The sequence below is a fragment of the Agromyces zhanjiangensis genome, from assembly GCF_040496055.1.
GTDB lineage: Bacteria > Actinomycetota > Actinomycetes > Actinomycetales > Microbacteriaceae > Agromyces > Agromyces zhanjiangensis.
The window spans coordinates 388,051-401,857 of sequence record NZ_JBEPKB010000001.1 but is presented as its reverse complement, the minus strand read 5'-3'; the positions used below and the strand labels follow the sequence as shown (position 1 = coordinate 401,857).

The 13,807-nt window shown below is 72.3% G+C and carries 15 protein-coding genes and 1 pseudogene; 7 read left to right on the top strand and 9 right to left on the bottom strand.

Annotation, left to right across the window (positions count from 1 at the left end):
• Nucleotides 1-107 precede the first annotated feature (107 nt).
• Both ABME02_RS01940 and ABME02_RS01935 read right to left on the bottom strand, forming a co-directional pair.
• Complete coding sequence (locus tag ABME02_RS01940) at nucleotides 108-2,060, bottom strand: acyl-CoA dehydrogenase family protein (protein ID WP_353813580.1); 1,953 nt, start codon at nucleotides 2,058-2,060, stop codon at nucleotides 108-110.
• A gap of 91 nt (nucleotides 2,061-2,151) precedes the next feature.
• Complete coding sequence (locus ABME02_RS01935) at nucleotides 2,152-2,856, bottom strand: TetR/AcrR family transcriptional regulator (protein WP_353813579.1); 705 nt, start codon at nucleotides 2,854-2,856, stop codon at nucleotides 2,152-2,154.
• Nucleotides 2,857-2,957: 101 nt separating this feature from the next.
• Between ABME02_RS01935 and ABME02_RS01930 the strand changes: the two genes are divergently transcribed.
• Nucleotides 2,958-3,965 carry an NAD(P)-dependent alcohol dehydrogenase gene (locus tag ABME02_RS01930; RefSeq protein ID WP_353813578.1) on the top strand — a complete coding sequence of 336 codons (1,008 nt, stop codon included), beginning with the start codon at nucleotides 2,958-2,960 and terminating at the stop codon, nucleotides 3,963-3,965.
• 51 nt (nucleotides 3,966-4,016) lie between these two features.
• Here the strand turns inward: ABME02_RS01930 and ABME02_RS01925 are convergent, their stop codons facing one another.
• Nucleotides 4,017-5,624 carry a M20/M25/M40 family metallo-hydrolase gene (locus ABME02_RS01925; protein WP_353813577.1) on the bottom strand — a complete coding sequence of 536 codons (1,608 nt, stop codon included), beginning with the start codon at nucleotides 5,622-5,624 and terminating at the stop codon, nucleotides 4,017-4,019.
• A gap of 106 nt (nucleotides 5,625-5,730) precedes the next feature.
• On the bottom strand, nucleotides 5,731-6,183 hold the full coding sequence (locus tag ABME02_RS01920) for an Lrp/AsnC family transcriptional regulator (RefSeq protein WP_353813576.1): 453 nt from the start codon (nucleotides 6,181-6,183) through the stop codon (nucleotides 5,731-5,733).
• Between the two features lie 102 nt (nucleotides 6,184-6,285).
• Here ABME02_RS01920 and ABME02_RS01915 point away from each other — a divergent pair, with 102 nt between their 5' ends.
• Nucleotides 6,286-6,981, top strand: a complete 696-nt coding sequence (locus tag ABME02_RS01915) for a LysE family translocator (RefSeq protein WP_353813575.1) — start codon at nucleotides 6,286-6,288, stop codon at nucleotides 6,979-6,981.
• Between the two features lie 15 nt (nucleotides 6,982-6,996).
• Here ABME02_RS01915 and ABME02_RS01910 read toward each other — a convergent pair whose 3' ends face one another.
• Entirely contained in the window at nucleotides 6,997-7,875 is an 879-nt protein-coding gene (locus ABME02_RS01910; protein ID WP_353813574.1) for an SDR family oxidoreductase, read from the bottom strand.
• Nucleotides 7,876-8,023: 148 nt separating this feature from the next.
• Here ABME02_RS01910 and ABME02_RS01905 point away from each other — a divergent pair, with 148 nt between their 5' ends.
• On the top strand, nucleotides 8,024-8,446 hold the full coding sequence (locus ABME02_RS01905; RefSeq protein WP_353813573.1) for a hypothetical protein: 423 nt from the start codon (nucleotides 8,024-8,026) through the stop codon (nucleotides 8,444-8,446).
• A 42-nt stretch (nucleotides 8,447-8,488) separates the two neighbouring features.
• On the opposite strand, the gene ABME02_RS01900 is transcribed toward ABME02_RS01905, so the two are convergent.
• Nucleotides 8,489-8,995 carry a hypothetical protein gene (locus ABME02_RS01900; RefSeq protein WP_353813572.1) on the bottom strand — a complete coding sequence of 169 codons (507 nt, stop codon included), beginning with the start codon at nucleotides 8,993-8,995 and terminating at the stop codon, nucleotides 8,489-8,491.
• 115 nt (nucleotides 8,996-9,110) lie between these two features.
• On the opposite strand from ABME02_RS01900, the gene ABME02_RS01895 reads away from it, so the two are divergent.
• Complete coding sequence (locus tag ABME02_RS01895; protein WP_353813571.1) at nucleotides 9,111-9,776, top strand: GyrI-like domain-containing protein; 666 nt, start codon at nucleotides 9,111-9,113, stop codon at nucleotides 9,774-9,776.
• Nucleotides 9,777-9,801: 25 nt separating this feature from the next.
• Here the strand turns inward: ABME02_RS01895 and ABME02_RS01890 are convergent, their stop codons facing one another.
• Nucleotides 9,802-10,827: an NADPH:quinone reductase gene (locus ABME02_RS01890; RefSeq protein WP_353813570.1), complete on the bottom strand. Its 1,026-nt coding sequence runs from the start codon at nucleotides 10,825-10,827 to the stop codon at nucleotides 9,802-9,804.
• Between the two features lie 137 nt (nucleotides 10,828-10,964).
• On the opposite strand from ABME02_RS01890, the pseudogene ABME02_RS01885 reads away from it, so the two are divergent.
• The 3 genes and pseudogenes from ABME02_RS01885 to ABME02_RS01875 all read left to right on the top strand — a co-directional run.
• A pseudogene (locus ABME02_RS01885) lies at nucleotides 10,965-11,117 on the top strand (glycoside hydrolase family 3 C-terminal domain-containing protein); the annotation flags it as partial.
• Nucleotides 11,118-11,172: 55 nt separating this feature from the next.
• Nucleotides 11,173-11,907, top strand: a complete 735-nt coding sequence (gene budA, locus ABME02_RS01880) for an acetolactate decarboxylase (protein WP_353813569.1) — start codon at nucleotides 11,173-11,175, stop codon at nucleotides 11,905-11,907.
• Nucleotides 11,908-11,942: 35 nt separating this feature from the next.
• Complete coding sequence (locus ABME02_RS01875; RefSeq protein WP_353813568.1) at nucleotides 11,943-12,293, top strand: metallopeptidase family protein; 351 nt, start codon at nucleotides 11,943-11,945, stop codon at nucleotides 12,291-12,293.
• Between the two features lie 41 nt (nucleotides 12,294-12,334).
• Here ABME02_RS01875 and ABME02_RS01870 read toward each other — a convergent pair whose 3' ends face one another.
• Together ABME02_RS01870 and ABME02_RS01865 are read right to left on the bottom strand one after the other, a co-directional pair.
• On the bottom strand, nucleotides 12,335-12,688 hold the full coding sequence (locus ABME02_RS01870; RefSeq protein ID WP_353813567.1) for a Fe-S protein: 354 nt from the start codon (nucleotides 12,686-12,688) through the stop codon (nucleotides 12,335-12,337).
• A 9-nt stretch (nucleotides 12,689-12,697) separates the two neighbouring features.
• Nucleotides 12,698-13,579: a CPBP family intramembrane glutamic endopeptidase gene (locus ABME02_RS01865; protein ID WP_353813566.1), complete on the bottom strand. Its 882-nt coding sequence runs from the start codon at nucleotides 13,577-13,579 to the stop codon at nucleotides 12,698-12,700.
• Nucleotides 13,580-13,807 lie beyond the last annotated feature (228 nt).

Below are 13,807 nucleotides of genomic sequence, written 5' to 3'. Positions count from 1 at the left end.
GTGCTCGACGCCTCCAGGACTCGGTGGACTCATGCGAGCCTAGCGGCGTCCGCTCGGAAAGCGCTGTGGTCGGCAACCCGACGCGGTGTCCGCGTCGCGTCCGAGATTCAGGCGTCGCCGGGCGACCCGACCACCCGTCGGTGCACGTCCTCCATCGCGTCCGCCGGGATCGCCTCGGTGATCCACGGACCGGTGCCCTCGCTCGGGTCGAGGATCCCGTCTTCGAGCCAGGCGTAGTCGCCGCCGAGCACGCGCGAGGCGAGGCGCTCGTCGGTGGTGTCCGTGTTGTCCCAGAGCTCGTCGAGCAGTCGATCGGTGCGGTGACGGGACTGCTCGGCGAAGGCGTGGGCGAGCTGCTGGGCCGACCTTCGCCGGTCGGGGGTGTCGGCGCCGATCATCTCGGCGCGCACGCACGAGGCCGCGACCGCGAACAGCTCGGCGCCGATGTCGACGACGCGAGCGAGGAAGCCCTGCTTGCGCTCGAGGCCGCCCTGCCAGCGCGCCATGCCGTAGAAGGTCGCGCGGGCGAGCTTGCGGCTCGTGCGCTCGACGTAGCGCAGGTGCGTCGCGAGCGGTCCGAACTCGTCGTAGGCCGTCGGCAGGTCGCCCTTGCCGGCGACGAGCTGCGGTAGCCAGCGTGCGTAGAAGCCGCTCGCCGAGACGGCCGCCTTCAACCGATCGGCGACCTCGAGCTTCGGGTCGATGAGGTCGCCCGCCGCCGTGAGGTGTGCGTCCACGGCCTCGCGGGCGATGAGCAGGTGCATGATCTCCGTCGAGCCCTCGAAGATGCGGTTGATGCGGAGGTCGCGCAGCAGCTGCTCGGCGCCGACGGCGCGCTCGCCGCGGGCCCGGAGCGACTCGGCCGTCTCGAAGCCGCGGCCGCCGCGGATCTGCACGAGCTCGTCGGCGATGCGCCATCCCATCTCCGAGGCCCAGAGCTTCGCGAGCGCGGCCTCGATGCGGATGTCCTTGCGGTCCTCGTCGGCGAGCATGCCGGAGAGGTCGACGACCGCCTCCAGGGCGAACGTGGTGGCGGCGATGAACGCGACCTTGTGCGCGACCGCGGCGTGCTCGCCCACCGGGTGCCCCCACTGCACGCGCGCCGTCGACCACTCGCGCGCGATCTTCAGGCTCCACTTGCCCGCGCCGGCGCAGATCGCCGGGATCGCGAGCCGGCCGGCGTTCAGGGTCGTGAGCGCGATCTTCAGGCCCTCGCCCTCGCGTCCGACGAGGTTCCCGGCCGGCACGCGCACGCCTGTCAGCGACGTCAGCCCGTTCTCGATGCCGCGGAGGCCCATGAAGGCGTTCCGACGGTGCACGGTGATGCCCGGGGCATCCGCTTCGACGATGAACGCGCTGATGCCGCCGCGGTGCCCATCGGACTTCGGGACGCGTGCCATCACGACGAGGAGCTCCGCGACGACGCCGTTGGTCGTCCAGAGCTTCGTGCCGTCGAGGACGTACTCCGAGCCGTCCTCGCTCGGGACGGCCGTCGCCCGCAGCCGGGCCGGGTCGGAGCCGACTTCGGGCTCGGTGAGCAGGAACGCGCTGACCGCGCCGGCCGCGCACCGCGGGAGCCAGCGCCGCTTCTGCTCCTCGGTGCCGGCGAGCATGAGCGGTTCGGGCACGCCGACGGACTGGTGCGCCGACAGCAGGGCCCCGATGCTCGCGTTGACCGATCCGATCATCGTGAGGGCGTGGTTGTAGTAGCTCTGGCCGAGGCCGAGCCCGCCGTACTCGACGGGGATCTTCATGCCGAACGCGCCGAGGTCGGCGAGCCCCTGGAAGACCGCGTCGGGGATGCGGGCGTCGCGCTCGATCTCGGCGCCGTCGACCGTGCGCAGGAACGCGTCGAGGTCGGCGAGGAACGTCTCGCCGCGGTCGACCCGTTCGGCGTCGGGCCTCGGGTGCGGATGGATGAGCGACAGGTCGAAGTGCCCCAGGTACAGGCCCTTGGCGAAGCTCGGCTTCCGCCACTCCTGCTCGCGTGCGGCCTCGGCGACCGCTCGCGATTCCTGCTCATCGACGTGGGAGACGGTGGACTCTCGGGTGGTGCTCACGCGAACCTCCTCGTTCCCTTCCAAACGTACGCCGGGGGATCAGGGTGGACCAGCCCACGCCGCCGCTCGCGAACCGCTCGCCCGGTGAGCGCTACGCGGCGGCCTCGGCGAGCCGCCGACGCTCGATCCCCTCGAGCAGCAGGTCGAGCCCGAACTCGAACTCGGTCTGGTCGTCGCACCAGCCGAGCGTCGACTCGAGGTCGACGTGGGCGACCTCGGCGAGCATCGCGGCGAGGTGCGGCGCGAACGACCGCATCTGCTCGAGCTGCCCGGGCGGCGGGGCCTGCCCGTCGTCGGAGAGCTCCTGCACGTATCCGTAGATGCGGTTGCCGATCGCGTGGAGCGAGTGGTGGATGAGGTCGTGCGACATCCCCGCCTCGCGCATGATGCCGACGATGCCGTCGACGTGCGTCGCCATCGCGGGCGAGAACGACTTCCGCTGGTCGATGACGACAGGGGCCCACGGATGCCGCAGCAGCACGCGGCGCGCCCCGAGGATGCGCTCACGGACGGCGGCGGCCCACCTCGCGTCATCCGCCTGCGCCGGTTCGTCGCGCCGTCCCGGTGCCTCGGCCGCGATCTCGGTGAACGTCAGCTCGACGACGCCGTCGAGGATCGCGTCCTTGTTGGGCAGGTGGTAGTAGATCGACATCGCCTCGACGCCGAGCGACTCGGCCAGCGCGCGCATGGTGAGGGCCTCGAGTCCGTCGCGGTCGGCGAGGTCGGACGCGGCCTGCAGCACGCGCTCACGCGTGAGCGGCGTGCGCGTTCGCGCTTCTGCAGTCTTCGGCCCCATCTGTTCACCTTACAACGTGAGGTTTCTCGCTCCGGGGTATGGACACGGCAGGGATCGACGCGTATCTTACGACGTAAGACTTACAAGGTAAGGGAGCGATCATGACCACCACCGACACCCGCACGATGCGAGCGGCCGTCGTCGACCGATTCGGGGGCCCCGAGACCGTCGCGGTCACGGACCGGCCGCGACCGGAGCCGGCCGCCGACGAGCTGCTCGTCCGCGTGCACGCCTCGACGGTGAGCATCGCCGACCACCGCCTGCGCACGCGCGAGGTGCCTCGCGGGCTCGGTCTCGTCGTCGGCCCCGCGATCGGCTTCCGCCGCCCGAAGCACGCGATCCTGGGCATGGAGGCGTCGGGCGTCGTCGAGGCCGTCGGTCCGGCGGTCACGCGCTACGCGCCCGGCGACGAGGTGATCCTGATGCGCGGCGCGCGCTTCGGCTGCCACGCCGAGTTCGTGACCGTGCCCGAGGGCGGCGAGGTCGTACGGAAGCCCGCGAACCTCTCGTTCGAGGAGGCCGCGGCCGTCGTCTTCGGCGGGCACACCGCGCTGCGCTACCTCGACCTGGTCGACGTCGGCCCCGGCACCGAGGTGCTCGTGAACGGCGCATCCGGAGCCGTCGGCACGGCGGTCGTGCAGCTCGCGGCCCGCCGCGGCGCGCGCGTCACCGCCGTCACCAGCGGCGGGAACGCCGAGCTGGTCCGTTCGCTCGGTGCCGCGCAGGTCGTCGACTACACCCGCGAGGACTTCGCGGCCGCCGCGCCCGGCGATGCGCCCCGCTACGACGTGATCGTCGAGTGCGTCGGCAACGCGCCGTTCGGCCGCGTCGCGCACCTCATCCGCCCGGGCGGGGCGCTGCTGCTCGTGATCGCCGACCTCGCCGGCATGATCGGCGCCGCGCTGCGGCCGCGTCGCCGCGGCATCCTCGTGAACCAAGCGGGTGGCCCGATGGGCGCCGAGGGGATGGCGCGGCTCACCGCGCTCGCCGAGTCGGGCGACCTCCGCGCCGTCATCGACTGCACCTACGACCTCGACGACATCGCCGAGGCGCACCGCTACGTCGACACCGGGCGGAAGCGCGGGAGCGTGGTGGTGCGGATGGCCTGAGTTCGGCCGCGCGGCGGATGCCCCTCGGGCACCCGCCGCGCAGCCGTCCGATCAGCCGGGGAACCGGTCGGCGAACGCGTCGGCGCTCTTGCCGGCTCCGTGCGACTTGCCGGGAACCCGGACGTCGTTGACCGTCGACGTGTCGAACGCGAAGGTCGCGACGGCGGCCGCGACCGCGTCGGCGTTCACGTCGAGTGCGAACACGTTGACGTTGCCGACGAGGTCGTAGTCCGCACGCAGCGCGTCGTACAAGGCGACGTCCTGCCCGTCGCCTCGCAGGTTGTCGCACGGGTCGTGGTAGCACGGGTCGTACGAGGCACCGGCGACGCCGCCGTAGAGCGCCGCCTCGTCCGCGGTCTTCACGCCCTCGGCGCCGGTGAACAGGCCGCCCGCCGGGATGCCGATCGCGATGAACGGGCCGTAATCGCTGCGGCCGGAGAACTCGCTGTCCTGGTAGGGCAGGCCGCGGCTGCCGTAGAACGCCTCGAAGACGTCCTCGATCTCGGCGGACCCCTCGGGGATGAAGCCGTCGGGTGCCGTCCCGCCCGAGTTGTCGCCGTCGTACACGCCGAACATGTAGTTCGGCGAGGCGATCATGTCGAAGTTGAGGTACAGCGCGATGTCCGCGGCCTCCTCCTCGGTGAGCTGCTCGACGTAGTACTCCGAGCCGAGCAGGCCCTCCTCCTCGGCGCCCCACCAGGCGAATCGCACCGCGTTGTTCGGCTTCGCCTTCTGCATCTGGATCGCGGTCTCGAGCAGCGCCGCGCTGCCGGAGCCGTTGTCCTGGATGCCGGCGCCGTCCTGGACGCTGTCGAGGTGGGCGCCCGCCATGACGACGTTCGAGGTGTCGCCGACGGAGGTCTGCGCGATGACGTTGTACGCGCTGCGCTCCTCGGCCTCGTAGTCGACGGTCACGGTGACGATCGTGCCGGGCGTCGTCGAATACAGGTCCTCGCCGACCGCGGAGGTCGTGAAGACCACGGGGATCGTGAGGCCCGTCGCGTCGCCGATCATGTTGAGCAGACCGGTGCGGCCCGGCTGGCCCTCGTTCATGATGATCGCGCCGGACGCTCCGGCGGCCTGCGCGTTGAGCGCCTTGAGGGCGAAGCCGCACGAGCCGCGCTGCATGAAGGCGATGGCGCCGAGCGGGAAGCCGATGAAGTCCGCCGGGTCGCAGCCGCTCGTGTTGCTGTTGTTCGGCAGTCCTCCGGCCGGGACGTTCAGGTCGACGGGCACGAGCGTGCCGGTCGCGGTGCCCTCGGGCGTTCCGGGGTCGAAGGCGTTCCGCAGGAAGTCCTGGCCCTCCACGTAGTTGGTCGGCAACGGACTGATCCGGGCGAGCTCGCTGTTCTCCTCCGTGTACTGGAACGGGAACTCCTGCACGACCGGTGCGTAGCCGGCGGCACGGAGCTCGCCGACGACGTAGTCGACCGATGCCGCGTAGCCGTCGCGCCCCGCCGCGCGGTCTCCGCCGTTCGCATCGGCGACGTCCTGCAGGGCGTCGAGGTGCTCGAGCACGGCCTCGGCCGTCACGGCGTTCGCGAGCTTCTTGACCGAGTTGGGGTTCGGTGCCGCGTACGCGGGTGCGGCGGCGATCGTCGCGGCAGCGAGTGCCGCGATCGTTGCGACGCCCCAGATCCGCCTGTTCCTGTGCTGCATGCCGGCCTTCCCGCCGGTCACGCCGTCGTGCCGGCTCTCCGTAGCGGATGCTTCCACACCGAGCTGGCGCGGTCCAGCCCCAATCAGGGCAGCCCGCCCGCGAGCCTCAGACCGGCAGCGGCCGGTCGTCGACGATCGTCTTCATGACGAGCGTGGACTCGACGCGCCGCACGCCCGGCAGCGCCGACAACCGCTCGTCCCACAGGCGCTGGTAGGCGGGCAGGTCGGGCACGGCGACGCGCAGCAGGTAGTCGGGGTCGCCGAAGAGCCGCAGCGCCTGGATCACCTCGGGGATCTCCGCGACCGCCTCGTCGAAGGCGGGCACGGTCGCGCGGTTCGCCTGTTCCATCGTGACGAAGACGAGGGCGCCGAAGCCCATGCCGACGGCGTCGGGGTCGATCACCGCGCGGTACCCGGTGATCGCGCCGGATGCCTCGAGCGCCCGCAGCCGACGGTGCGTGGGCGACATGCTGAGCTGCACCCGCTCGGCCAGCTCCGTGAGGCTCAGGCGACCGTCGCGCTGCAACTCGGCAAGGATTCTCCGATCGATGGCATCCATGGGGTGGATTCTTCCACGCGGGCGGCGTGCCGTGGTGAAACTGGGCAACGGCTTCCACGCGGACTTCCGTACCTTCGTCGTATCGAGCGGAAGGGGGAGGTCATGGACGTCCAATTGCTCATCGCGTGCTCGGTGATGATGACCCTCATGGTCATCCTGCCGGGGCCGGACTGGGCGTACCTGATCGCGGCGGGCACGCGCGAGCGCACCATCCTGCCGTCGCTCGCGGGCATCCTGCTCGGCTACCTCGCGACCGTCGCCGCGGTCGCGGTCGGCGTCGGAGCCGCCGTGGCGACCGTGCCGTGGGTGATCATCGGGCTGACGTTCGCGGCCGCCGCCTACCTGACCCACCTCGGCGTGCGGGTGCTGCGTGAGCCGCCGGTGGTGGCGGCCGTCGCGGGCGGTGCGGCCGGCGGCCCGGACGGCGCGCCCGGCACGGCCGCCCTCGCCACGGTCGCGGGGGCGCCGGCCGGGGCATCCGCTCGCCCCTGGCTCCGCCTGCTGCAGGGCGCCGGCGTCTCGGGACTCAACCCCAAGGGCCTGCTGGTACTCGTCGTGCTGCTCCCGCAGTTCACGGATGCCGCCGGCAGCTGGCCGATCCCGGTGCAGCTCGCGGTGCTCGGCCTCATCTTCGTCGCGGCGTGCGCGGCGGTGTACTCGGTCGTCGGCTACGGCGCGCGGACGGTGCTGCGCCTCCGACCGTCGGCCATGCGGATCGTGTCGCGCGTGTCGGGTGCGGCGATGATCGTGCTGGCCGCCGTGCTCGTGGTGGAGCAGGTCGCGCACCTGGTCGGGTGAGCGGAGGGCAGGGCCTCACCGGAGGCTGAAACCGCCGTCGCTCGTGAGCACCTGGCCCGTGACCCAGGCGCCCTCCGACGTGGCGAGCCATCCGATGAGGTTCGCGACGTCCTCCGGGCGGCCGACGCGGCCGAACGGCGTCGTCGCGAGGTGCCGCTCGAGGTCGTCGAGCGGCCGATCCGTGGTCTCGGGGTCCAGGTACCCGGTGTCGACCGGGCCGGGGTCGATCGTGTTCAGGAGGATGCCGAGCTCGAGCAACTCGGCGGCGACCGTCGGCGTGATGCCCGCGAGCGCGGCCTTGCTCGTGGCATAGGCGACTTCGCCGCGCATGGGGCCGTGCACCTGGCCGGAGGTCATCCAGAACACCCGTCCCTGCGGCCGGTCGAAGGGCGCGGTGCGGCGGAGCCGTTCGCCGGGGCGGAGCGGCGCGGCATCCGCCTCGGATCGGGGCCGCTTCGCGCGCGCGAAGGCGGCAGTGAGCAGCAGCGTCGAGCGGCCGTTGACGTCCCAGAACGCGTCGAGCCGCGCCGGCGTCATGTCGAGGATGCCGCCGTCGTCGCCGCTCTTCGCGTGGTTGCAGACCAGGAGGTCGAGCTCGCCGGTGAGCGCTCGCGCCGCCGCGATCACCGCCTCGACCTGCGCGGGGTCGGCGAGGTCGGCGCCGACGTCGCCCATCACGGCGCCGTCTGCGAGCGACGAGCGGATGCCGGCGCGGACCGCGTCGAGGTCGTCGCCGCCCCACGGCTGGTCGAGGTCGTGCGGACGGAAGTGGTGGACGACGATGTTCGCGCCGAGCGTCGCGAACCGGGTCGCGACGGCGAAGCCGATCCCGCGTCGGCGGGAGACCCCGGTGACGAGCGCCGTTCGGCCGGCGAGGGGGAGCGATGCGTGCATGGGTGAGCCTTTCGATGGCGCGCGGGCGCGCTGGAATCGGGAACGAGCGAGGGCGGCTCACCGGCATTGCATGGCGTCACCGTAGCGCATCGGCTCGGCTCGGCGCACCGGGGGTGGGGTGCGCCCGCCGGGCCCGTAGCCTGTCCGGGTGGATGCCTGCGCCGCCCTCGCCGACTCGATCGACCGGCTCGCCGAGCGCGGCTACTCCGACCGGCGGTTCCTGAAGGAGCTCGGGCGCGTCGCCGGGGTGCGTCGCGGTCCGCTCTGGATGCTCGACGCGGCATCCGGTGGTGTCAATCGCCTGCGAGGGCGCGGATTCCGGCGCCACGTCGACGACCGGACCGACGGCCAGGCTCGGCACTTCGCGGGCACCGTGGCCGTCGCCGCGCGGATCGGCGGCCCCCTCACGAGGTGGCTCACGACGGTCGTGCTGCGCGACCCGCCCACGTCGGCGGACGGCCGGCTGAGCGACGAGGCGATCGAGTTCGCCCGGCTGGTCGGGTCCGGTGCGATGTCGCAGGCGGACGCCGCGGGGTGGGTGCGCGAGCGACTGTGTCACGCAGCGGGATGACCGCCGGGCGGCGCGACCGGCCGGTGCATGGGCCCGCGTCGTTCAGCGCTGGAGCGGCGTGACGCTGACGTCGACCGTGCCGAACGTCGCCGGCAGCTGGAACGGCTCGACGCCGTCCCAGTCCTCGACCGGGATCATGAAGAACGACACGTGCGTCGCGATGGTCCACGCGGCGACGACGCCGACGACCACGCGGACCGCGCGGTCGACTCGGCGGATCGCGTCGGCCTCGTCGCCTGCATACCGCAGCACGCGCGTGACGGTCATCACGACGATGACGGCGATCGCCAGGAACACGATGCCGCTCGGCTCGAGCGTCAGCGTGACGCACTGCCCCGCGGCATCCGTCGCCCGACCGTCGGCGTCGATGAATCCGCCGTCGCCCGAGAACCCGCCGGGGCAGTACCCCCGGCCCGCGCCGCCGAGCAGGCTGTAGGCCACGCCGGTGCCGAGGGCCCAGACGAGCAGGCGCCGAACGCGGTGCAGCACGGCCGCGCCGGGCAGCGTCGAGAGCGTGGGATCAGTCGGCTGGATCGTCGTCTCGGGCACGGCGACCTCCGGTCGGTAGGGTTCCCGCCATGCTGGCAGCGGATGCCGCGCCGGCACAAGGGCAGTGGACGGACTGCCCCGAGTGCGCGTCACCGGTCCGGCGTAGCCTGCACGCATGGACGCGCCGGACCCGGGCCACTCGAACCCGCGGGGGACCGCGCCCGACAAGTACGACGTCAAGCGCGCGCATCGCGACCTGTACGCCCCGTCGGCGACGGACTTCACGCTCGTCGACGTGCCGCCGATGCAGTACCTCGCCGTCGACGGGCACGGCGACCCGAACACGGCGCCCGCCTATGCCGAGGCGGTCGAGGCGCTGTTCGGGGTCGCGTACGCGGTGAAGTTCGCCAGCAAGAACGGGGCCGGGCGCGACTTCACGGTCGCTCCACTCGAGGGGCTCTGGTGGGCGGACGACCCCGGCGCGTTCGCCGCGAACGACCGGGCCGCATGGAATTGGACGATGCTCATCGCGCAGCCCGACTGGATCGACGAGCCCTCCGTCGCGGCGGGCATCGAGGCCGCCCGTTCGAAGGGTCGCGGTACGCCCTCGCTCGACGCGCTCCGCCTGATGCGCCTGAGCGAGGGCACGTCGGCCCAGATCCTCCACCTCGGACCGTTCGCCGATGAGGCCCCGACGCTCGCGCGGCTCCACCACGAGTGGATGCCGGCCCACGGCTTCACCTTCAACGGCCCGCATCACGAGGTCTACCTCAGCGACCCGCGGCGCACGGCCCCGGAGAAGCTGCGGACCGTGCTGCGGCAACCGGTGCGGAAGGCGTGACAGGTGGACAGCTCCTTCGCGGCAGTCAACCTACCGTCACGTCGATCAGCACCTTCCCGACCGTCCCCGCCTCGACCGCGTCGTGCGCCTCGGCCGCGCGCTCGAGCGGGAACCGCGTGAGCGGCAGCCCGGCCGCGTCGCCGACGGGGAGTGCGCCGTCCTCGAGGGCCCGGGTGAGGTCGTCCGCGGCCGCTGCGAGGGCGGCGGCGCCGACCGTGTAGAGCAGGAGGAACTGGTACCGGGCGTTGAGCGAGAAGTGGTGGCGCACATCGAGCGTCATCTCGGCGCCGCCGTCGGTGGCGTACACCGAGATCGAGCCGTGGTTGGCGATGACCTTCGCGTTGAGCGCCGCGTTGCGGGCGGGGGAGACCTCGACGACCTGGTCGATGCCGTCGGGCGCGACGGCGCGAATGGCGCGAGCGGCGTCATCCGTTCGGTAGTTCACGACGTGGTGGGCGCCGGCGGCGGTCGCGAGGGCGGCCTTCTCAGGCGAGCTGATCGTCGTGATGACGCGGGCCCCGGCCCAGCGGGCGAGCTGGATCGCGGCGTGACCGACCGCCCCGGCACCACCGGCGACGAGCACGGTGCGGCCGTCGAGCGCGCCCGGGCCGAGCCGCGCCGGGCCGCCGTCGTGCACGGTGAGGGCTCGGTGGGCGGTCATGGCGGGGACGCCGAGGGAAGCGCCGACGTCGAAGCCCGCGGCATCCGGAAGGTGCACGACTCGGCTCGCGGGGACCACCGTGAACTCCTGCGCGGTCCCCGTCGGTCGCTCGTGCGCGGCGAGGAAGACCCAGACCCGGTCGCCGACCGCGAACCCGGTCACCCCGTCGCCGACCGCATCGACGACGCCGGCGCCGTCCTGGTTCGGCACGACCTCGGGGAACGGCGTGGCCGCGCCGCCGATGCCGATGCGCGCCTTCCAGTCGGTCGGGTTGACGCCGGACACGACGATGCGCACCCGCACGTCGCCCGACCCGGGCTGCGGGATCTCGCGTTCCACGAGTCGCAGGACGTTCGACGGGCCGGTCTCGGAGTAGGCGATCGCTCTCATGCTCACTGGGAACGCGGCCACGGTCGGCGTTCTTCCCCGTCGCGGGGTGCCAATCGATCGCACGTGGACTGGTCCCGCCGTCGCCGAGGTGCTCGGCGACGCGAGCCGCCGTGGTTCGGCCGAGGGCCTGGGTCGAGCTCGACGTGCTGTTCGGCGAGGCGAGCCCGAAGGGCCGCCTGCCGTTCGACCTGCCGCGCAGCATGGCGGCGGTCGAGGCGAACCGCCCCGACGCGCCGTTCGACACCGTGGACCCGCTGTTCCCCTTCGGGCACGGGCTCGACCTGGGCTGAGCCGCCGCGGAGCCGCCCGCGGCATCCGCACCCCGGTCGGGGGTACGCTCCAAGCGTGCCCCCGACACCCGTGACCGGTGCAGCCGTGACGCAGTTCGCGGTGCTCGACGCGCTGCTCGCCGGAGCCTACGAGTCCGGCCTGCCGGTCGGCGAGGCGTGCGCGGTCGGCGACTTCGGGCTCGGCTGCCTCGAGGAGCTGGGCGGCGAGGTCGTGATTCTCGACGCGTCGGCGATCGAGTGCACGCTCGACGGTCCGCCGGCGGTCATGCGCAGGGACGAGACCCTCCCGTTCGCGATCGTGTGCCGCTTCCCGGAGGTGCCGCCGATCGAGGTGCACGAACGCGACATGGCCGGCTTCGCGGCATCCGTCGATGCCTCGCTCACGAGCCGCAACCTGTTCCACGCGGTGCGCTTCGACGGGCTGCTGTCCGAGGTCCGCGTCCGCGTGACGCCTCGGCAGCGGCATCCGCTCCCGCCCCTCGCCGAGGTGACGGAGCACCAGGTCGAGACGGTGGCCGCCGGCGTCCGCGGCACGCTCGTGGGGTTCTGGACGCCGGCGATCTACCAGGGCATCGCCGTGGCGGGGCTGCACCTGCACTTCCTGAGCGACGACCGCAGCGTCGGCGGGCACGTGCTCGACCTCGTCGTCGATGCGGGCGAGCTGCGCGTGGCGGCGTTCGCCCGGTTCGACCTTCGCCTGCCGACCGACGACCTGTTCCTGCGCACCGAGCTCACGCACGCCGAGGACCACCGCATCGTCGCGGTCGAGCGGGGCGGGGCGACGCGGTGAGCGTCGCGGCGTGCTGAGCGGGAGCGGGCCGGCTGATGGTGCACATCTCGGATGACGACTTCGAGCGGATGCTCGGCGAGGTGTTCGAGGCGCTCCCCGACGACATGGTCCGCGGGCTCGAGAACGTCGCGATCTCGTTCGAGGACCAGCCGGTCGCCCAGCGCCCTCGGCTGTTCGGGCAGTACCGCGGTCACCCGCTGACGACCCGGGGCGTCTACGGCTTCGGCGAGCTTCCCGATCGCATCACGCTCTACAAGAACAACCTCGAGGAGCACAGCGCCGACCTCGACGCGCTCCGCGCCCGGATCCGCGTCACCCTCGTGCACGAGATCGGCCACTACTTCGGGCTGGATGACGCGAAGCTGCGCGAGCTCGGCTGGGCGTAGCAGCGCCCAGCCGAGCTCGCGTCGACGTGCTCAGTTCGCGATCAGCGCCAGAGCACCGCGATCGCGGCGTTCGCGAACGTCAGGATCCCGATCAGCCAGAAGATCGCCGGCGGCACCGACCCGGTCTTGCGCTGACGGCCGGCACCGATGCCGAGGAGTGCGCCGATCACGATCAGGATCACGAGCTTCGTGCCGATCTTGGCGTAGTCCAGGTCGTACTCGATGCCCCACGGCGCGGCGAGCGCGAGCCCGGCGACACCCGCGATCGCGAGGCCCCAGTTCATGAGTCGCGTGATGCCGCGCTTGCCGTTGAACAGTTCGACGACCCAGGCGCCGAAGAGCACGGCGAAGCCGATCAGGTGGATGAGGACGACGAGGTGGCGGAGGAGTTCCATGCGGTCACGCTATCGCGAGGGCAGCGCGATGCGCTCGGGCTCGCCCGCGGCCGCTCGGCCCTCGGCGTTGCCGCGGATGAAGACGAGCAGCACGAGGGCGCCGACCATCAGCAGGACGGTCGCGGGCGAGACGAGGCCGATGAACACGTTGGTCGTGCCGCTGTTCAGTTCGTCCACGCCGCCGCTCGCGAGCATCGTCGTCGGGTCGGTGAGCCCGTGCAGGATCATGGCCCAGACGATGCTGCCAGTCGCACGCATGACGAGGTACATCAGGATGCCGAAGCAGAACGTGTAGAAGATCGTGAAACTCACGGTCCCGGCGTCCTGGCCGGTGAAGAAGTTGGCGCTGTGCAGTGCGGCGAACAGGAGCGCGGAGAGTGCCGCGACGACCCACTCGTTGTAGCCCGCTCGGCGAAGGAGGACGACCGCGACGCCGCGGGTGAGCAGTTCCTCGGAGAACCCGACGAGCGCGCCGGTGGCGAAGACCATCAGGATCACCGGGACGGAGTACCGACCGTAGTCCGTCCCGAGCGCGCGAAGCACGACGGGGATCAGCACGAGCACCACGGCGATCCACATCCACCACCGGCCGCGCACCGGCTGGCGCGCGAAGAGCGGTGAGGGCAGCCAGCGCACGGTGAGCGCGAACGCCACGAGCAGCACCGAGCCGACGACGAGCGGGAACGCGAGGGCGACGAACACGCTCTCAGGAGTGGCGAAGACGTTCTCGCGATCGATCGCGCCGCTGACGAGCGGCGACGCGAGGAGCGGCAGGAACTGGTACGCGGCAAGGTAGACGACCACGAAGGCGAGTGCCTTCCACCACCCTCCCCGATCCCAGAAGGCCGTCCATGCGTTGGTCCGGGCGGGGGCGGTGGACTGTTCGGTCATCGGTGCTCCACGGGTCGGGGGTGCAGGACGGAACGATCGGTGCTCGGCTGGGTGCCGACAGCGCCACGCTAGCGCGCGGACCCCACGATCGGGCGGGATCACACGGCGCGTTCGGTCGCGCCGACGCGCCGACGACGGGTTCCAGGACTGGCCGCATGCTCGGAGCAGCGCATGGCGGTGCGGGAGCGCGTCGCGGGGGTGCGTTGCTCGCCGTCGCGGCCTGCGCGA